Here is a 19,652-nt window from a genome sequence, read left to right on the forward strand (position 1 = left end):
TATTGCAAAATAAAAAGATCATCCACTATTTATAGCGGATGATCTTTTACTTCATTACAACACTTCAATATACCCTTCTGTTCCATGTACTCGTATTCGTTGCCCATCTTTTATTAATTTCGTAGCGTTCTCTACTCCAACGACTGCCGGTAATCCATATTCCCGTGCAATAACCGCCCCGTGAGTCATAAGTCCGCCGACTTCAGTGACTAGTCCTTTTATAGATACAAATAATGGCGTCCAGCCAGGGTCAGTAAAAGCTGTAACTAATATATCTCCCTCTTCTAAATTCGCTTCTTCCATGTTTAAAATAACGCGAGCTCTCCCCTCAACTACTCCAGAAGAAACAGGCAGACCTGCAATCGCGTCAGCTGGGAGGTTTTCTCGTTTATATTTACCTGTAATGATTTCTCCATCAGACGTCATTATACGAGGAGGCGTTAGTTTTTCATATAATTTATAATCATTTTTTTGTTTATGAATAAGCTCATAATTTAGTTTCTTCGTGCGAACAACTTCGTGAAGCTCTTCAAAAGTTAAATAGTATATATCATCAACTTCATGAATGACACCGCTCTGCACAAGTTGCTCAGCTTCTTTTAGTAACGCCTGCTTATATATGAAATAACGATTAATCATACCGTATTTCGGATATTCACGATAGCCGATAAAATTACGGATATTGCGAATCATTCGCTTCGTTTCTTCTACTTTTTGTTTTCCATCCGGCAATTGCTGCAATCGATCTACTAACTCTTCTTCTTTTTTCAAAGCTTCTTGCAGTCCTTCTTCAAAATTCCGTTTACTTGCACCATATTCAAAATCTCTTATATTATTTAAAATCATCGGGATAATGGTTGTTGGCTTCTCACTCCAGCGCGTTTTCGTAATGTCGATTTCTCCGCTACATCTCATTCCGTATTTATTTAGAAAAGCATCTATTGCCTCTCGAGCTTTTTCCTCGTCTTTAAACTGAACGAGTTCATCTAAAAAGCTATCATTTTCTACATGTTGTAAATACGCAATAACTTCTTCGTACGGCCGAATCACATCAGCAACTTCCATTAATGCTAAACCCATTTCCGACGTAATATTATTTTGCACCGATTGAGAAAGGGTGTCCGCTGCATTCTTTTCGCCCAGCCATTGCTCCATTTTTTCATTGATCCATGTTGAAGCATTCATACCTGCCATAATAACTGCTATACTTTGCGGATTAAACAATACTTTCTTTAATTGCTGAATATCTTCCAAAATAAAATCAAGTACGTCCACTCCTGATTTCAGTTGCATAGTTTCTTTTAACTCTTCAAGTGATACTTCACTATTCTTTATTAATTCCGTAACGATTGCTGGATCATTTTCGATTTCTGGTCGCGAACTTACTGGTGGCTTACTTTTACTAGCACTCTTTTCCGTTTCTTCATCCGGTAACAATGTAATAAAATTATCTCGCTCGACTACAGTCGTTAATGCATCTCTTATGAGCGGATCTGATTTTCCTAACGTATTTATTAAGTAATCTCTGCTAGCAGGTGAAGCTAATTGTTGCGTAGCATCAACAAACAGCCTTCCGCCCGCTTTGCGCATTGGGGCACTTGTCGTTAACAGAAAAAAAGATAACCCTAATGGTTTCATCGCATCGGTCATCATTTGTTGGTGACCAACTGATATATATACATGATTTCCCCCATCATTTTCTTCCGGAATTGGATATAAAGTCGTTATCGGCCTGCTTTGAACAATATAAAATGTATTACGGGCTAAACACCATTCAATATCTTGCGGACAGCCAAAATAAGCTTCTATCTGTCTTCCGATCTGTTCTAGTTGTAATATTTGTTGTTCAGACAATGTTTGAATCTTTTGCTGAGCCGAATTAATCTGTTTCGTCTCTGTTCCGCCCTCTTTTAAGGCATAGATAGCTACTTTTTTAGTTGAAATCACCTTATCGACGATTTCCCCCTCTTTTACTTTATAATTATCAGCAGAGACGAGTCCTGATACTAACGCCTCACCAAGTCCAAAACTGGCATCAATTGATAATATCTTTCGGCTAGATGTAATCGGATCAGCAGTAAATAGAATGCCCGAAGCCTCAGGGAAAACCATTTTTTGAACGACAACACATATAGAAACTTGATTATGTTCAAAACCATTTTGCATACGGTACATGACTGCTCGCTCTGTAAATAAAGAAGCCCAGCACTTTCTTACATGCTGTAAAATCGCTTCTTTTCCGATAATATTTAAATACGTATCTTGTTGACCTGCAAACGAGGCATACGGTAAATCTTCAGCCGTAGCACTAGAACGCACGGCATACGCGTGTTCATTTCCAAAACGTGAGAGATACTGAGTTACTGCTTCCACTACATCAGTAGGGATTTGTACTGCCATAATGACTTCTCTAATTTCCTTACTCATTTCACCAATTTGAGCTCGGTCTTCAAGTTTCAACTTGGTCAGCTGCTGCAACAAAGTTTGAAGCTCTTCATTTTGCTCGATGGCCTTTTCATATCCTACCGTTGTCACACAAAATCCTTCTGGCACCTGTATACCTTGAATGTTAGATAACTCCCCTAAATTCAACCCTTTTCCGCCGACGAGTGAAAGCTGCCCCTTTTCTATTTCCTGAAAATCGAGAACGAAAGAACTCATATAACATCTCTCCTTACTATGCATGTGTTCTTGATTGTAGCAGGAGTAAAGGAGAAGAAACAGTCTATTTCGAATTTGATTTACATGATATAATTAAGTTAGGAAGAGATTAAATAATGCCCTAGTTGCATAATGAAGCAACTAGGGCTTCTTATTTCCTCTCAATTTTAAATTACAATTTGTTCACAACTAACTTCAATGTATTTCTGTTTTCCCCTTTTATTATAGGAACGCCATGAATTATCACTCACAATTCTTACCTCAACAAATGGTACATAACTTGAAATACGCCTTAGTTTAACCTCCTGTGAGCCTTTTCACAGGAGGTTTTATACATACATATATTATTTATAATTAACTCGTTCTCCTATTTTTCAAAAGCATATTTTGTGTCATAATAACGCTTTTTAGAATTTATATATACCTTCTAATTTTTCTAAAAAAGGATGATTGTATTGGAAATGAAAAAGCTTCAAGGAATGTATGATGATGTTATTAGTTTAGGGGAAAATTGTTATACTGCTATTCATCTAAAAAAATATAAGCTGCGGAAATATTCAGGTCCTCTAGATTGGTTTGTATCACCGAATCTTTCTTCTATCAACACATTATTGAAAAATAATTTCGTAGACTTTATGGATTTAAAAAACATGCAATCAATGCCGGAGCAAAATATTGTGTTTAATGATGGCGTGATACAACCTGTTTTTTCTCATATTATAAAAGATACAAAATATAACGTAACATCTTATCATGATTTCCCTGTTATTCCGAATGAAGATTGGTTCATCACATACCATGATTTTAAACAAAAATTAGATCAAAGAATTGATAACCTTTACGAAAGAATGCATAATTCACAATCCATTTTATTTGTTAGATGGGGCGGAAGCTTGACTGAAGCGCTTGAATTACAAACCGTTTTATCAAATATTGTTAAAAATAATTTTAAGATCCTTTTACTCTATCCAACAGGACTTGAAAATGAAATAAACAAATTAGAATGGGCGCTTGATCATGTTTTTCCCGTTCAAGTTTCAAGTAATTATCAAAATAAAAGAACTTGGTATGTCCTCTTAAAAGATATACACTTAAACTCAAAAAAATAATATAAACTACGACTTTAAAATCAATATTCTTTGTTTACATTTTATATAAATTGACATATCTCTCCCTTAATTCTAAGACTAAGTTATTGTTTTTTGTAATCCCCCACTCATTCTTTTCTCAAATGCTCCAAAATGGATTTTCAAAATTAGGGAACTATAATGTCATATTGGAATAAGTTAAGGGGGAGAAAAATTGGACAATGAAATGAATTATGGAAGTGATTACAAGTTTATTCCGGCAACTTCAATTGAAAGTGGTCATGGCATTGAAGTATTGCCTGATTTATTTTGTTACACGATTCAAATCGTCAACATCTGTTTTGTTGGACATCCCAAGAGCAATGATTTTGTTTTAGTTGATGCTGGAATGCCTAAATGTGCAAATGAAATTATCTCTGTCACTGAGACGCGATTTGGTACAAATAGTCGCCCAAAAGCAATTATTTTAACTCACGGGCATTTTGATCATGTTGGTGGAATAATTGAACTCATTAAGTATTGGGATATTCCAGTCTATGCCCATCAAATGGAGATACCGTTCCTGACTGGACTACAAGGCTATCCTGAACCAGATCCAACAGTTGAAGGTGGTATGGTAGCGAAAATGTCGCCTCTGTTCCCTAATGAACCGATTGATTTAGGAAATAGCGTAAAAGTACTACCTGCAGATGGAACTGTTCCTCATATGCCAGAGTTTAGATGGGTGCATACACCAGGACACACTCCAGGTCATATTTCATTATTCCGAGAAAAAGACCGAACTTTAATTGCTGGGGACGCTTTTATTACAGTGAAGCAAGAATATCTATATAAGGTAATTACTCAGGAACAGGAAATCAGCGGTCCGCCTCGTTATTTAACAACAGACTGGAACGCTGCTAAAGAATCCGTTATTAAATTAGAAAAATTAAAGCCTCTAGTCACTGTTACTGGACATGGGATACCTATGTCAGGTGAATTGCTATCAACAAGCCTCAACACACTCGTTAAGGAATTTGATAAAATTGCTGTACCTGATTACGGAAAATATGTAGATAAAAAGATACATTAAGCACAAGAAACTTTGGCTTTTATATTAAAGAATTAAAACGGCAAAAATTATTAAGTTTAGTAAAAAAATACTGTACTTAGGCAACATCTCGATTATAAGAGTGGAACGCCCCTTTGTGAATAAAGCTCGATATTCCGCAAATACTATCCATAGTATAAGCCTGCTTCTTACCCGGCTTGTACTTCTTACCATTTAAGGATGATTAAAACGGGTTACGCTATATAAAAGCATAACCCATTTTTAATGAAATATTTTATTCCATATACGTTTAAACAATGGAGGAAAATGATGAAACATATTGTTGCTTTATTAATTAAATATACAGCGATAACTGCAGTATTACTAATCATACTTAGTATCTTTACAGGCATTTCAATTCCTAGAGTATTACTAATTTCTCTTTTCCTTACAGGAGCTGCCTATTTAATCGGAGATCTCTTCATTTTACCTAAGTACGGAAATATGATTGCTACAATAGCAGATTTAGGCTTAAGCTTCTTTGGCATTTGGTTACTAACATCCTTATTTACTGATTTAGATGCTACTCGTAATATTGGACTTTCTTCATTTATAGCAGCTTTAATTATTGGTGGAACAGAAATTTTCTTCCACATTTATATGAAGAGGCTAGTATTGCGTAACGACAATGAATTAAGAAATCACAATCATATTCATCATGATAAATATGCTATGGAAATGTCAGATGAATATATAGATTCTTCCACAATAAATAAATCCAAGCTTGAGGATACATCTAAAAAATATAAAAGTGGCCAACGCCACTTTTTTATTTTTGTTTATTAAGCTTGATCTGAATTTCTTACATGTAACGGAGGTGGAACTACCCACCCTTTTTTCTTACTTAAACGTAGCAACGTTACACCTGCCTGCGCTTTTTTCATATGAAATTGTCCAAATAACATGCCTACATCTTCTCGAAGGCATTTTCCCATCACTTGGCTACATGTGACAAGTCCAGCTGCTAATCCTGTAGAAACAGCTGCTGCAATTTCTGCATCATTAATACGCGCTCCTGGAGGAATGTCTTCGATAGATGCGACTGGTCGTTCTGGCGGAGCAGGCGGTAAAGCTACACCATTAACCTTTAAAAGAGTTTTTAACTCTTCTATTTCCGAATTCATATCATTTTCAATTAAGCCTTCTAAAAACTTCTTCAAATCTTCATCACCTGTATGATTCATAAATACTTGATGACTTGCGATTGCACCTTGTACAGCAAGAAGATAACTCCAAATGTCGAATACTTCTCCGTAATGTAACGGCTCATTTTGAGGATTTCCACTTAATATACCCATTTTTAAATTCCTCCCTTTCGAAAATATCATAATAAATATTGATTTCAATATTGAAATCAAATTTTTAAGTATGCTTTTTCCTGCAAAAGCTTTTCTACTATGCATGGAAAACACCTTTCCAACACTGCGTGTTTATTGTTTAGGAAAGTAGTTTACAAATAAAATACCCAAAGATTATGAAAGAAGATTATCAATAATCTTTGAGTGAGAATTCATTTACTATAAGGGTTTGTTTTTTATACATATACAAAAGAAATTGATTTACATATTCGCTATATTTTATACGAATTTCCTTAGCGGTTAGCTCTACCACCAAGTTGTTGTTCAGCCATTGCTACTAAACGTTTTGTAATTTCACCACCAACAGATCCGTTTGAACGAGCTGTTGTATCTGCACCAAGTTGCACACCAAACTCTTGTGCAATTTCATATTTCATTTGATCAAGAGCTTGTTCAGCGCCTCGAACTAATAATTCATTACGACTTCCACTATTATTGTTTGCCATATCGTTTCACCTCCGATGTTTTTAATATGCTACGGATTATGAAAAAATAGTTATCCTTTTTATGGGAATTAGATCATGTATAAATATTGAGTTTCTTCTTAAAATAGGGCAGAAGACATAAGAAAGAAGAGTTGCTATAACATACTGTCATAACAACACTATGTATTGATTCCTCTTTACTAAAGATTTCTGTTTTGCCAAGAGATACATATAAATTATAAAAAATGATTCCTAAGGAGATATGAGATGAAAGCCGTAACCTATCAAGGGCCAAACAAAGTACAAGTTAAACAAGTGGATGATGCAAAGTTAGAAAAAAAAGATGATATTATTGTAAAAATTACTTCAACCGCTATTTGCGGTTCTGATTTACATTTATATCAAGGCAACATGCCTTTACCTCCAGGGTACATTATTGGTCATGAACCAATGGGAATTGTTGAAGAAGTTGGTCCAGATGTTACGAAAGTAAAAAAAGGAGACCGTGTTGTGATCCCCTTTAACGTTGCTTGTGGACATTGTTTCTATTGCCAACATGAAATGGAAAGTCAATGTGATAACTCCAATCCTCATTATGATTCTGGTGGATACTTTGGTTACACAGAGAAATTTGGTAACCATCCAGGCGGACAAGCTGAATATTTAAAAGTTCCTTTTGGAAATTTCACTCCATTTGTTATACCAGAATCATGCGAACTGGAAGATGAATCCCTACTCTTTTTATCTGATGTTTTGCCAACAGCCTATTGGAGTGTAAAAAATGCAGGTGTTAAGCGAGGCGATACTGTTATCGTACTTGGTTGTGGCCCTGTTGGATTAATGACACAAAAATTCGCTTGGATGCAAGGTGCTAAACGTGTAATTGCAGTGGATTATTTAGATTATCGAATACATTATGCAAAAAAGATTAACAATGTTGAGGTATTTGAGTTTACAAAATTTCCTGATATGGGAGAACATTTAAAGGAAATTACGCATGGCGGTGCGGATGTAGTTATTGATTGCGTAGGCATGGATGGGAAAAAATCTCCCCTAGAATTTCTGGAACAAAAATTAAAATTACAAGGCGGTACCCTCGGTCCTATTCAAATCGCTACGAAAGCTGTAAGAAAATATGGAACAGTTCAAATGACTGGTGTTTATGGCGGTAATTATAATGCCTTTCCACTCGGGGCATTTTGGGTTAGAAATATTAACCTTAAAATGGGACAAGCACCTGTCATTCATTTTATGCCGGAACTATTTGAAAAAATAACAAATAAAGAATTTGATCCAAAAGAGATTATTACGCACAAAATCCCCCTTGAAGAAGCGAGCTACGGTTATCAAATTTTCAATAATCGTGAAGATGATTGTATAAAAGTCATTTTAAAACCTTGAAAATTGATATGTGGCTGGATCTTTGATTTTTCTATGCAGTAGACTGCTAAAAATACCCTACTGCATAGAAAGATACTCTAATTCACTTCCATTACATCACCAAACTTAAACATTCTTTGATTATGAAAAGCGTCGGTACAAATAATCGTCTTATTTAATGGATTTATTTCAGCTACTGTTATGTAATTTTTATATAGGTAGCCATTTTTATAATATGTAAGTAAAACTTCTTCCTCACCTAAATATGAAATTAACAGCTTATTTTCAATCCTTTCTTTTTCATCTTGCGTTAAGATTGGACGCGGAACTGTTGTTTGCTCCTGTATCATTTCTTTAATACAGGTGAACTGCTCTGGCATACTGGCAAACGGTTGCCACTTTACCATCCCTCTTCCTTTTGGTATATTCGCATTCCTCACGATTTGTGTCCTCCTAATAATGTATTTCTATATCTTGCTGTTGCGACGCTCGTGTAGGAAATCCCACGTAAAATACTGTTCTTACCAAATCGTGTTCGAATTTCGTCCATAACCTTCGTTAATCGCATTTCTTTTTCCCTTTGTATAATGTTATCAAAAAGTGAAATTTGTTCTTCTCCTTCATGTATTAAATTAGTTAGCGAAACACTTATTGATCGAATCGGTTCTCCTGCATGTCTCTCGTATAAAAAATAAGTACAAACATTATAAATATCCATCGTTAAATTTGTTGCTCTGTTTAACGTATGTGCTTTTTTTATTCCTCCTCCGTATTCCTTACTATATCCGACTGAAAAATGAATCGTTTGCGCGTATTTCTTTTCTCGTCTCAACCTATAACAAACTTCTTCTACATGCTCTAATAAAATAACGATGAATTCTTCTATGGAATAATCACGAAATAATATTTGGCTTTTTGCTATAGATGTTGTCGCTGGAACATATTTCTCTGCTATTCTGCTAAAATCAATCCCATTACTATGTAAATGTAATTCTTCTCCTATTACACCAAAGGATTGCTTTAAATACTTCAATGGGTACTGTGCTAAATCCCCAATCGTATGTATACCTTTTCGATTTAATTTTATTTCCGTTTTATACGATATACCCCAAAATTTACTGAGCGGTCTAATACGCCATAACTTCTCGGGTATATCGTCATATGTCCAATGCGCTATTCCATCCTTATTCTTTTTCGCTTCCACATCCATCGCTACTTTACTCAATAATAAATTCGGACCAATACCAATCGTACTTTCAATTCGCGTACGTTCATATATTTCTCTCTTAAACTTTAATGCAAACTCGCGCGGATTACTCGCAAACAAATGAATACTTGCAGTCATATCCATGAAAAACTCATCGATACTATATTGATGAAAATCTTCCGGCGCAACATACTTTAAAGCTAATCCTGTTATGTAAGTTGAACATTTCATATACGTATGCATAATTGGATTCACAATAATAATATCTGACCGCTTCGGTATTTCGTACAACCGTGCCATCTTCTTAATTCCTAACGCTTTTAATGGCGGGGTTGCTGCTAATACGATTGATCCACTCCGGTTTACATCTCCTACGACGGCCAATTTTGTATATCGTGGATCAAGTCCTTTTTTAATACATGATACGCTTGCATAAAAGCTACGAAGATCTACACATAAAATAATACGATTCGGTAAAAGAGAATAATCATACAAGGTTATCACCCCTAACAAAAGAACGTTTGTTCTTATTATATACGAACTAACGTTCTTTTTAAAGGTATTTTCATGAAAATTTTGGTTAAAATATCCGTCATATCTATTCACTATCAATTAAGGCAGGATAAACTATGTATACAAAACCGCTAGAATTTCAAATAACTCATAAGTATATAACTACTAAAACAAACCAATTAACCCCTTATTGTCAAAACATAATTTATATAAAGTGAAACTTTAATCAGTGGGGGTTTTGTTCATCCCCCACCTAACTTCTTTGCTTCCACTGAATTTTGAGGTGGGGGTCTTACTGCCCGTTAAAGCGGGATAAATTGACCTTTTTTATCTTGGACAAAGATGTAGTTTTAACTGTTTGGATCATCTGATTTTAATGTTCCATAGGGGCCAAATTTACCGTCACTATTAATTGGTCACAGTAAGACGTTATTTCAAACCCACAAAAAATAGATTACCTGTACACTAAAAAGTACAGGTAATCTATTCGTTTTTGTGATTAATAAAAACCTAATTTATTTTTTGAATTCTTCCATCAATAATAGACTGAATTGGTTCTTTTGATTTTTTTATGTAATCTACTAATGCTTCAAAATCAGTTGGTCCTGTTTCAGCATCTTTACCGTTTTTAAAGGATACAAATCCATCTCCACCTGAAGCTAGAAATGCGTTTGCAACGACGCTGTAAGTTTTAGAAGAAATAATTTCTTCTCCATTAGTTAGGCGCATATTTGTTACTTTTTCTCCATTAGGTTTGTTTGCATCCCAAGTGTATTGGATCCCTGAAATTTGAAGCATTCTTGTTATATCTTTTTGCCATTGTTGATTTAAAATATCACGAATATCTTGACCCGTTAAATTTACTTTTATTAATTGATTTCCGAATGGTTGAATACCATATATCTCTCCCCATGTAATATCACCAGCATCTAAGTCATTACGAATACCACCAGGATTCATAAGTGCAATTTGAGATTGCATTGTTGCACGCTGGGCATCAGCAACTAAATTTCCAAGAGTAGACTCACCAGCTGTATTTAGTTTGCGATCTAGTGGAGCAATAGACTTACCTACAACTTCATTAACAAGAGGTGCGATTTTTGCTTGATATTTCTCCATCTTCTTCTTTATTTTTTTATCAGGCTCCATGCCTTCATGGTAAGTTGTAACAATTTCTGCTTTTTTCTCAACAATATCTTGTGTTTTACGATCAATCTTTACATCAACATCAGCAAAAGCCATACCGTAAGAATTTGCTTGTACGACAAGTTTATTATTAACAGTTCCATTTACATAAGTGTGGCTATGCCCACCAAAAATAACATCGACTTCTGGATCAGTCTCATTTGCTAATCGGACGATATCACCATTTGTTACGCCGTTCCCATCTGTTGTCCCCCCGTTATGTGCAAGAACAACGATAGATTTAACACCTAGTTTTTTTAATTGCTTTACGGATTTGTTAATAGCTTCAACTTCATCTGTAATTTCTACATTTTTTAGCATAGTAGGCATAACAAGATTAGGCACATCCGTTGTTACGACTCCGATAAATCCAACAGGAACTCCTTGTACCTTTTTTATAGTGAATGGTGGTAAAAATAAACGACCGGTGGATTTATTATAGAAATTTGCGGCAACATATGGGAATTTTGCTCCTTTAAATTTCCCTGTTTTCTCATGGTATCCACCATAAATAAGGCGGTTCATTTCTTCAACACCTTCATCAAATTCATGATTTCCTATTGTTCCAACATCGAATTTTAAATCATTTAGAAATTCAATGGTAGGTTCGTCTTGTAATAATGCTGAAACAGGAGTACTTGCTCCAACAACATCGCCAGCATGTACTTTTAATGTATTCGGATTTTGTTTTTCACGATCGCGTAAATAAGCCCCTAAGTACTCGATTCCCCCTGCATCTTTATTGTTAATTTTTTTTACTGTGTCTAGTTGCCCATGAAAATCGTTAATACCGAGCATTTGCACATCTATGTAGCGGTTTGGTTCTGTACTTGCTTGGGCTGAAGGCACAGCGAATACACTAGTAAAAGTAACTGTACTTAATGCTAAAGCAACTGGAATGATTTTTTTCAACATAAAATTTCTCTCCCCTAATAATTAAAATCTTACATAACACGATGTTATTTTAATATATTAAGAGGATTATTTCTATAAAAATTCTACTAATTATAAAAATTAATAAGATTTTATCGTTTTCTGACAAAAACATTTCTTTATTTTGAGGATTATTCAAAATATTATCTTGATAGTAATATAGCAATCCACCTAAGAGACAAAAAAACTCTAATCCATAAATTTTAGCCGTTAAGAAAAATATTCAACTCGAAACTAATAGAGATTTATCAACCTAACATTTCAATATCAACATTTAAAAATGAGCAAAAATTTCGTTATAGAAGATTTCGATTCTTTAAATTGGTTACAGTGGTGCACTACGCCGCATTCAAAAAGATGCTCCTGGATTTATCCAAGAGCATCTTTTTGAAACTTTATTTTTTATTTGTTTATGAACTATCTTATGATATTTAGTACTTCTCATATAAAAAAACATTTTAACAATCATATGGAAGGCTACCTAACTATTTTCACGGAATCTCTAGGTATTCTACTGTGCTCACTTCAATTAATAAGCATCTGATTCATGGCTTTTCTTTACTGCATCTTTTGTTGCTTCGTTTGCAGCTAATGAACCTTGGCCATATTTTGATTTACTTACTTCGCGGCCTGGAAGTTTGTTTTCCGTTTTAGCTTCTTTCATTTTCTTTTCAATACCTTCTTTAACACGACGGCCATAATCTTCATCAGCTTGTGTGAAGTGTTCAATCATCGCATTCTGAATTCTTTTGTCACATACTGCAAGTGCTTCAGATAGATTTTTAACCAACTCATTTCGTTCCCACTCCTCAAAACTACGATACGTGTGACCTGCTTGACCATAATTATTAGGACGATCGATTGGTGCACTCATAGCAGCCGCATTGTAAGTTGGTTGGTGTGGATGGTGCTTTTCTTGTTTTGCATCTTTATAACCACCCAGCATAGATGGCTCATAGTTAATATGCGGATTTTCTCCAGACTCTTTCGGATTACGCATATCCATTTGACCACGATGTTGATTTGTACGAACAGGTGCTTTAGGTGCATTAACAGGTAATTGTAGATAGTTTGCACCAACGCGGTAACGTTGCGTATCTGAATAAGAGAAAGTACGACCTTGTAGCATTTTATCGTCTGAGAAGTCCATGCCATCAACAAGTACTCCTGTACCAAAAGCAGCTTGTTCAATCTCTGAATGGTAATCAACTGGATTACGATCAAGAACCATACGTCCTACTGGTAACCAGGGGAACTGCTCCTCTGGCCAAAGCTTCGTATCATCAAGCGGATCAAAATCGAGTTCTGGATGATAATCATCCTCCATAATTTGTACAAATAGCTCCCACTCTGGATAATCTTTGCGCTCAATTGCTTCATATAAATCTTGTGTTGCATGACTAACATTCATTGCTTGAATACTGTTTGCATCTTCTTGTGTTAAATTTCGAATTCCCTGCTTCGGCTCCCAGTGATATTTCACCAATACCGCTTCGCCTTTTTCATTTACCCATTTATAAGTGTTTACACCAGATCCCTGCATATGGCGATATGTTGCTGGAATACCCCATGGAGAAAATAAAAATGTAATCATATGCGTTGCCTCCGGGGTACGAGAAACAAAATCAAACATTCTCTGAGGATTCGCCACATTCGAAACCGGATCAACCTTAAACGCATGAATCATATCTGGGAACTTCATCGCATCACGAATAAAGAAAATTTTCAAATTATTCCCTACTAAATCCCAGTTACCATCTTCCGTATACATTTTCACTGCAAAGCCTCGTGGATCCCTTGCTGTTTCTGGTGAGTCCTTAGCTCCAGCTACTGTAGAAAAACGAACCATTAACGGTGTTTTTTTGCCAGCCCCCGAAAACACTTTCGCACGAGTATATTTTTCTACCGGCTCATCTCCAACTTTTCCATACGTTTCAAAATACCCAAATGCTCCAGCTCCTCGCGCATGTACTACACGTTCTGGAACCTCTTCTCGATCAAAATGAGAAATTTTTTCGATGAAATGATAATTTTCAAGTGTTGCTGGACCACGATTCCCAATTGTTCGGATATTTTGATTATCCTTCACAGGGTGCCCCTGTCGCGTTGTCAATGTCTCACGTTTCACGTCTTGTTCCTCTAGAGAATTCTTGTCCTGGTTTTCTGCCATAATTGAAAACCTCCTCAAAATTATTCATCTTTAGGTATTTCCATTTATTAGAAAAAATATGATAGAATTGCAACTTATTTATAATGTATCAATTAACAATTATATAGTTATAATCAGTCCTTTAAAAATGATAGAAGTGCTTCATTAAATTCTTTAGCATGCGTTGCATTTAGCCCATGTGGACCACCCTTTATTAACGATACTTTAGAATTAGGAATTGCTTCATGTGTTAATTTCCCACTATATTCAAATGGTACAGTTGCATCAGAGTCTCCGTGAATAATAAGAGTAGGTATATTAAACTTCTCCAAGTCTTTTCTAAAATCTGTCTTACTAAAGGCAGTAATACAATCAAGCGTTCCTTTAGGTGATGCACCGGCTGCAATATCCCAATTATATAAACGGAATGGCTCACTAACTAAATCTGTTCGATCACCAGCCGCGAAAAATCCCTTAGTAAATTCATCAAGAAATGCAAGGCGGTCATTTATCACACCACTTTTGAATGTTTCAATTGTTGCATCATCTAATGCCCCTTCAGGATGATCCTCTGATTTGTATAAATAAGGAGGAACTGCTCCAGCAAAAACGGCCTTTTCAATACGATCTGTTCCATACGTACTAATGTACCTAGCTACCTCGCCTCCACCCATAGAAAAACCAACAAGTGTGACATTTTGAAGCTCTAACTGTTCTAATAGTTGATGTAAATCAGAAGTAAAGGTATCATATTCATAACCTTCCCACGGCTGAGATGATTTTCCAAAACCTCGACGATCATATGTTATCACTCTGTATCCAGCCTCAACAAGAGCGGGAACTTGGTATTCCCAAGATCGACCACTTAACGGCCAACCATGAATGAGTACAACTGGTTTTCCTGTGCCATGATCCTCATAATATATCTCAATTGGTGCTTGATTTTCGGTTCCTACAGTAATTTTTGCCATTGTCCTACCTCCTTTAATATGTATCCTTTTCTTCAATAATCCGGATAAATCTCATAACCTATTTATGCCCATTTATATTGTGAACTCTATGTATGAAACTCTACTGTTTCGATGCATTCATTTTCTGTTTATGGATAATTCCCCATCCCCTACCTTTTTCATCATGAAGTATTTGCTGAACATTCCTTCTATTCAATTCTAATAACAAAAATAGGTGACTATCAATATCGTTCTATCTATAGAATGTATAGGTAAAATCAATCTATTTTAGAGTGAAAACAACTATAGTTACGACCTATGTAAATTATAGATAATTTAGAATTGATTAACGAATCAGTTTTCAAATACTATAAATTTGTATAGCACTTCATGTTCTGTGAATGCTGCTATAACCAATATTATTGGTCAGCTTAGTTATAAACGAAGAAACTTATGATAGTATTCGACTATTTAAACTTTCTTCGATCACTTAATTTTTAGGAGGAATACATAATGACTGATCTCTATTCTCGTATTAACAAAGATGATGCTGTCGTGCTTTTAGTAGACCATCAAACTGGTCTTATGTCCGGACTAGTACGTGACTATGGTGTTGATGAATTCAAAAACAATGTTTTAGCTCTTGCTCACACTGCTAAGTTTTTTGATTTACCAGTTATTTTAACAACAAGCTTTGAAAACGGACCTAATGGACCTTTAATGCAAGAATTGGTTGATCTCTTTCCTCACGCACAAAAAATAGCTCGACCTGGACAAATTAACGCATGGGATAATGATGATTTTGTAAAAGCAATCGAAGAAACTGGAAAAAAACAACTTATCATCGCGGGCGTAGTTACGGACGTTTGTGTTGCTTTCCCGGCACTTTCTGCTATAAAAGCTGGATATGAAGTATTTGCTGTTACGGATGCTTCAGGAACTTTCAGCAAACAAGTTGCGGATGCTGCCAATACGCGTATGGCACATAATGGCGTGCAACTTATGAACTGGTTTAGCGTAGCTTGCGAATTACAACGCGATTGGCGCAACGATGTCGAAGGTTTTGGCAATTTGCTTGCTAGTAATCTTCCAGGCTATCAAAATATAATTGGAAGCTATTTAGGAGCTCAACGAGATCTTAGTAAACAAAATGTATAAATGTACCGCTTTAAATCCCTTCTTTAAGTGGATAGTATAAATCTAGTGCTGATTTAATCAGCACTAGATTTTTAAATTAAAAAGTATAGCAGAGCTTTTATTTTTATGATTACAACTTTAATTAACAGAAAAAACATTACTTTCAAAAATATTTTGAACAATTACAAAAGGAGTGTTTTATTATGAGTAATTTAGAATTGTTAAATCCGGAGAACAGTGCCTTAATTTTGATTGATTTTCAACCTCAAATGACTTTTGGAGTTGCAAGTATTGATAGACAAACATTGATTAATAACGTTATGTTGCTTGCTAAATCAGCAAAAACTTTTAACGTACCTACTATTCTTACTACAGTTGAGACACGCAGCTTTTCTGGTTATTTTTGGCCACAAATTCTTGACATATTCCCAAACCATGAAATTATAGAACGCAGTTCAATGAACTCTTGGGAAGATTCAAAATTTGTTGAGGCAGTTAAAGCAACAGGTAGAAAGAAATTAATATTTGCAGCACTTTGGACTGAAGTTTGCCTTGCATTCCCTGTGCTTGAAGCAATTAAAGCTGGCTATGAGGTGTATGCAGTTGATGATGCTTCAGGTGGTACTAGTTTGACAGCACATAACGCTGCTATGCGTCGTGTAGAGCAAGCTGGTGCAATTCCAGTTACAGCCATTCAAGTTTTACTTGAATACCAACGTGACTGGGCACACAGAGACACTTATGATGCTGTAATGGAGATTGTAAAGGAACACACTGGTGCGTATGGTCAAGGTGTAGAATACGCATATACTATGGTGCATGGCGCGCTTCCAAGCAGGAAAATATGAAACAAGAAGGAATAGCTGTCGAAGAGACTTATACAGGGGGCACAATGGATGCTACTGATCCAGTAACAACAATTGTTACATGGGAAATTCAACAAGGGAAAGAAAAACAGTTTGAAACATGGAGACATGAAATCGAAGCTGCCGCTACTAAATTCCCAGGGCATTTAGGTGTAAATCTAATAGTCCCCAATAACGAATCCAGAGAGTATACTGTTATTTTTCGCTTTGATACGTATGAGCATCTACGTGCTTGGCAAGAATCAGATGTTCGCCGAGATTTATTAAAAACGGCAGAACAATTTCAAGTTACTAATCCAACTTACAAAACTGAAAGCAGTTTGGCTTATTGGTTTGTTACTCCGAAAACGCCAGTTCCACCGCCAAAATGGAAAATGTCTATCGTTACCCTTCTGGGTGTATGGCCTCTTAGCATGTTAGTTCCTAAATTGATAGGACCTATTATAAAACATATGAATCCTATTATGTCCGCTTTTTTCGTTTCTGTATGTATAGTGTCCTTGCTATCATGGGTAGTTATGCCGATTTTCGGTAAATTATTTCATCCATGGTTACAAAATAATAGGAAGTAGATGAGGTGTGAATATGAATGTACCGGATATGATTTTATATAACGGAAAAATCACTACTCTTGATCCCTCTCAACCTGAGGTATCTGCTATCGCCATAACTGATGGTTTAATAACTGCAGTAGGTGGAGATGAGCTTCTTAATAGTGCCACAGAAAAAACAAAAAAAATAGACCTTAAAAGAAAAAGAGCTATTCCAGGCCTGAATGACTCTCATATACACGTTATTCGTGGCGGTCTTCATTATAATATGGAATTACGATGGGAAGGTGTGCCTTCAATTACCATTGCTCTCGAAATGCTCAAAGAGCAGGCAAGGCGTACTCCTGCTCCTCAGTGGGTAAGAGTAGTTGGAGGTTGGTCTGAATTTCAATTTAAAGAGAGACGGATGCCAACTTTGGAAGAGATTAATGCTGTTTCTGAAGACACACCTGTCTTTGTGCTACATCTTTACGATAGAGCACTTGTAAATCGTGCAGGGCTTCGTGCACTGGGATACACAAAAGATACCCCAGATCCTCCAGGTTGTTTAATTGAGCGAGATAAACGAGGGAATCCAACGGGCCTTTTAATTGCGAATCCTAACGCTTCTATTCTTTATTCAAGTTTGGGTAAAGCTCCCATACTTAATTTTGACGATCAGATTAACTCAACTCGCCATTTTATGCGCGAATTAAATAGATTAGGTATTACAAGTGCCATTGACGCAGGTGGCGGTTTCCAAAATTATCCTGACGACTACAAAGTTGTTGAACATTTAGCCGAGAAGGAACAATTAACTTTGCGTATTGCTTATAATCTATTTACGCAAAATCCTAATCATGAATATGAAGACTTTGCTTCATGGGCAAAAATTGTTTCTCCAGGTCAAGGAAATGATAAGTATAAAATGAATGGTGCCGGAGAAATGTTAGTATTCTCGGCAGCCGATTTTGAAAAATTTCAAATGCCACGGCCCGAACTAGCTACGATGATGGAAGCTGACTTAAAGAAAGTAATTTCTTTATTGGTGGAAAACCGTTGGCCATTCCGTTTACATGCAACTTATGACGAATCAATAACACGTTTCTTAAATGTATTTGAGGAAGTCAACAAAGAAATTCCTTTTAATGGTCTACGATGGTGGTTTGACCATGCAGAAACAATCTCAGATCGTAGTATGGAACGTGTTAAGGCTTTAAATGGCGGTATTGCCATCCAAGACCGCATGGCTTTTCAAGGTGAATACTTTGTTGATTTATACGGAAAGGAAGCTGCAAAGCGTACTCCTCCAATTTATCGTATGTTAGACCTAGGTATACCTGTTGGCGCTGGTAGTGATGCAACTAGGGTTTCCAGTTATAACCCTTGGGTCGCTCTTTACTGGATGGTTGCCGGAAAAACCATTGGTGGGCTTTCCATATACGATGAAAAAAATAAACTTGATAGAAAAGTAGCCCTGGAATTATATTCAAAAGGAAGTGCATGGTTCTCTGGTGATGAAAGTAAAAAAGGAACCCTTGCAGTAGGTCAATTTGCTGATATCGCTGTATTGTCTGCTGACTACTTTACTGTGTCAGAAGAAGAAATCAAGAACCTTGAATCATTACTCACAATTATGGGTGGGCAGGTTGTTTATGGAAATGATGAATTTAAAAATTTATCACCTGAATTGCCCCCAGCATCACCTGATTGGTCACCGACGGGAGTTTATGGTTACGGTGGTGCTAACCTAGCCCACACTATACTTTCTCAAAATTCCCATGATAACAAGTTACATAGTTGCAGTAACCCTCTCCATCAACACACTCATACCGTAATAGGAAAAGATGGAACTAAATGGGGTATTGGTTGTACTTGCTTTGCTTTCTAAGTCAAAACCACCGGTATAATGCCGGTGGTTTTCTTTATGCAATAAGGATATGTAGAAAGAAATAGCAGTATATCCCTAATGGAATCTATTACTATGCGATAAGACCGAAGAGTTAATTGATTAAATTGACTTGTTTTTAACAGCCTTCTCTCCTTGCAAAGTCTGCCCTTTTTCCCTTAAGTAAAAGCCCATGATATTCCCTTTTGAAGCGACTACACCACACCTATAAATCTACTAGCCCTTTGACTGTAATTTAGGTCTTATCCTAAGAATTATGTATCATTTTTAA

General features: G+C 36.0%; 16 protein-coding genes. 8 read left to right on the plus strand and 8 right to left on the minus strand.

Features of this window, described 5'->3' with window-relative positions:
- Positions 1–54 precede the first annotated feature (54 nt).
- Entirely contained in the window at positions 55–2,661 is a 2,607-nt protein-coding gene (gene ppsA / locus NST14_RS15590; RefSeq protein ID WP_341118919.1) for a phosphoenolpyruvate synthase, read from the minus strand.
- Between the two features lie 446 nt (positions 2,662–3,107).
- On the opposite strand from ppsA, the gene NST14_RS15595 reads away from it, so the two are divergent.
- From NST14_RS15595 to NST14_RS15605, 3 genes are all read left to right on the plus strand, one after another.
- Entirely contained in the window at positions 3,108–3,770 is a 663-nt protein-coding gene (locus NST14_RS15595) for a DUF1796 family putative cysteine peptidase (protein ID WP_001997746.1), read from the plus strand.
- A 193-nt stretch (positions 3,771–3,963) separates the two neighbouring features.
- On the plus strand, positions 3,964–4,821 hold the full coding sequence (locus NST14_RS15600) for an MBL fold metallo-hydrolase (RefSeq protein WP_000368272.1): 858 nt from the start codon (positions 3,964–3,966) through the stop codon (positions 4,819–4,821).
- A 288-nt stretch (positions 4,822–5,109) separates the two neighbouring features.
- Positions 5,110–5,625 (plus strand): YndM family protein, encoded by a 516-nt coding sequence (locus tag NST14_RS15605; RefSeq protein WP_341118920.1) that lies wholly within the window; start codon positions 5,110–5,112, stop codon positions 5,623–5,625.
- Here NST14_RS15605 and NST14_RS15610 read toward each other — a convergent pair.
- Both NST14_RS15610 and sasP read right to left on the minus strand, forming a co-directional pair.
- Positions 5,622–6,137 carry a DUF3231 family protein gene (locus tag NST14_RS15610; RefSeq protein ID WP_000512141.1) on the minus strand — a complete coding sequence of 172 codons (516 nt, stop codon included), beginning with the start codon at positions 6,135–6,137 and terminating at the stop codon, positions 5,622–5,624. The genes NST14_RS15605 and NST14_RS15610 overlap by 4 nt on opposite strands.
- 293 nt (positions 6,138–6,430) lie before the next feature.
- On the minus strand, positions 6,431–6,643 hold the full coding sequence (gene sasP, locus NST14_RS15615; protein ID WP_000002841.1) for a small acid-soluble spore protein, SasP family: 213 nt from the start codon (positions 6,641–6,643) through the stop codon (positions 6,431–6,433).
- A 246-nt stretch (positions 6,644–6,889) separates the two neighbouring features.
- Between sasP and NST14_RS15620 the strand changes: the two genes are divergently transcribed.
- Entirely contained in the window at positions 6,890–8,023 is a 1,134-nt protein-coding gene (locus NST14_RS15620) for a zinc-dependent alcohol dehydrogenase (RefSeq protein WP_229142791.1), read from the plus strand.
- A gap of 77 nt (positions 8,024–8,100) precedes the next feature.
- On the opposite strand, the gene NST14_RS15625 is transcribed toward NST14_RS15620, so the two are convergent.
- From NST14_RS15625 to NST14_RS15650, 5 genes are all read right to left on the minus strand, one after another.
- On the minus strand, positions 8,101–8,442 hold the full coding sequence (locus NST14_RS15625; protein ID WP_001243172.1) for a YolD-like family protein: 342 nt from the start codon (positions 8,440–8,442) through the stop codon (positions 8,101–8,103).
- Positions 8,439–9,704 carry a Y-family DNA polymerase gene (locus NST14_RS15630; RefSeq protein ID WP_000272631.1) on the minus strand — a complete coding sequence of 422 codons (1,266 nt, stop codon included), beginning with the start codon at positions 9,702–9,704 and terminating at the stop codon, positions 8,439–8,441. The genes NST14_RS15625 and NST14_RS15630 overlap by 4 nt, the downstream gene beginning before the upstream one ends.
- 528 nt (positions 9,705–10,232) lie before the next feature.
- Positions 10,233–11,822, minus strand: coding sequence for a bifunctional metallophosphatase/5'-nucleotidase (locus tag NST14_RS15640; RefSeq protein WP_061184489.1), 1,590 nt, complete (start codon positions 11,820–11,822; stop codon positions 10,233–10,235).
- A gap of 547 nt (positions 11,823–12,369) precedes the next feature.
- Entirely contained in the window at positions 12,370–14,010 is a 1,641-nt protein-coding gene (locus NST14_RS15645; RefSeq protein ID WP_048557735.1) for a catalase, read from the minus strand.
- A gap of 113 nt (positions 14,011–14,123) precedes the next feature.
- Positions 14,124–14,960 (minus strand): bromoperoxidase, encoded by an 837-nt coding sequence (locus NST14_RS15650; protein ID WP_048557734.1) that lies wholly within the window; start codon positions 14,958–14,960, stop codon positions 14,124–14,126.
- Positions 14,961–15,452: 492 nt separating this feature from the next.
- On the opposite strand from NST14_RS15650, the gene ycaC reads away from it, so the two are divergent.
- From ycaC to NST14_RS15670, 4 genes are all read left to right on the plus strand, one after another.
- Positions 15,453–16,097 (plus strand): isochorismate family cysteine hydrolase YcaC, encoded by a 645-nt coding sequence (gene ycaC, locus NST14_RS15655; protein WP_000131219.1) that lies wholly within the window; start codon positions 15,453–15,455, stop codon positions 16,095–16,097.
- A gap of 182 nt (positions 16,098–16,279) precedes the next feature.
- A complete protein-coding gene (locus NST14_RS15660) occupies positions 16,280–16,924 on the plus strand; it encodes a hydrolase (RefSeq protein ID WP_229142792.1) in 645 nt (214 codons plus the stop codon).
- Positions 16,921–17,514 (plus strand): antibiotic biosynthesis monooxygenase, encoded by a 594-nt coding sequence (locus NST14_RS15665; protein ID WP_048557733.1) that lies wholly within the window; start codon positions 16,921–16,923, stop codon positions 17,512–17,514. Before NST14_RS15660 ends, NST14_RS15665 begins: the two co-directional genes overlap by 4 nt.
- A 13-nt stretch (positions 17,515–17,527) precedes the next feature.
- A complete protein-coding gene (locus NST14_RS15670; RefSeq protein WP_163257965.1) occupies positions 17,528–19,363 on the plus strand; it encodes an amidohydrolase in 1,836 nt (611 codons plus the stop codon).
- Positions 19,364–19,652 lie beyond the last annotated feature (289 nt).

Origin of the sequence: Bacillus sp. FSL W8-0519 (assembly GCF_038005585.1) — a bacterium.
Lineage (GTDB): Bacteria > Bacillota > Bacilli > Bacillales > Bacillaceae_G > Bacillus_A > Bacillus_A paranthracis.

Excerpts from the sequence above, each read along its gene's own strand:
- NST14_RS15605 (WP_341118920.1), top strand. The coding sequence starts at position 5,110 with ATGAAACATATTGTTGCTTTATTAATTAAATATACAGCGATAACTGCA.
- NST14_RS15650 (WP_048557734.1), bottom strand. The coding sequence starts at position 14,960 with ATGGCAAAAATTACTGTAGGAACCGAAAATCAAGCACCAATTGAGATA.
- NST14_RS15640 (WP_061184489.1), bottom strand. The coding sequence starts at position 11,822 with ATGTTGAAAAAAATCATTCCAGTTGCTTTAGCATTAAGTACAGTTACT.
- NST14_RS15645 (WP_048557735.1), bottom strand. The coding sequence starts at position 14,010 with ATGGCAGAAAACCAGGACAAGAATTCTCTAGAGGAACAAGACGTGAAA.
- ppsA (WP_341118919.1), bottom strand. The coding sequence starts at position 2,661 with ATGAGTTCTTTCGTTCTCGATTTTCAGGAAATAGAAAAGGGGCAGCTT.
- NST14_RS15665 (WP_048557733.1), top strand. The coding sequence starts at position 16,921 with ATGAAACAAGAAGGAATAGCTGTCGAAGAGACTTATACAGGGGGCACA.
- NST14_RS15610 (WP_000512141.1), bottom strand. The coding sequence starts at position 6,137 with ATGGGTATATTAAGTGGAAATCCTCAAAATGAGCCGTTACATTACGGA.
- NST14_RS15595 (WP_001997746.1), top strand. The coding sequence starts at position 3,108 with ATGATTGTATTGGAAATGAAAAAGCTTCAAGGAATGTATGATGATGTT.
- NST14_RS15620 (WP_229142791.1), top strand. The coding sequence starts at position 6,890 with ATGAAAGCCGTAACCTATCAAGGGCCAAACAAAGTACAAGTTAAACAA.
- NST14_RS15660 (WP_229142792.1), top strand. The coding sequence starts at position 16,280 with ATGAGTAATTTAGAATTGTTAAATCCGGAGAACAGTGCCTTAATTTTG.
- sasP (WP_000002841.1), bottom strand. The coding sequence starts at position 6,643 with ATGGCAAACAATAATAGTGGAAGTCGTAATGAATTATTAGTTCGAGGC.
- ycaC (WP_000131219.1), top strand. The coding sequence starts at position 15,453 with ATGACTGATCTCTATTCTCGTATTAACAAAGATGATGCTGTCGTGCTT.
- NST14_RS15670 (WP_163257965.1), top strand. The coding sequence starts at position 17,528 with ATGAATGTACCGGATATGATTTTATATAACGGAAAAATCACTACTCTT.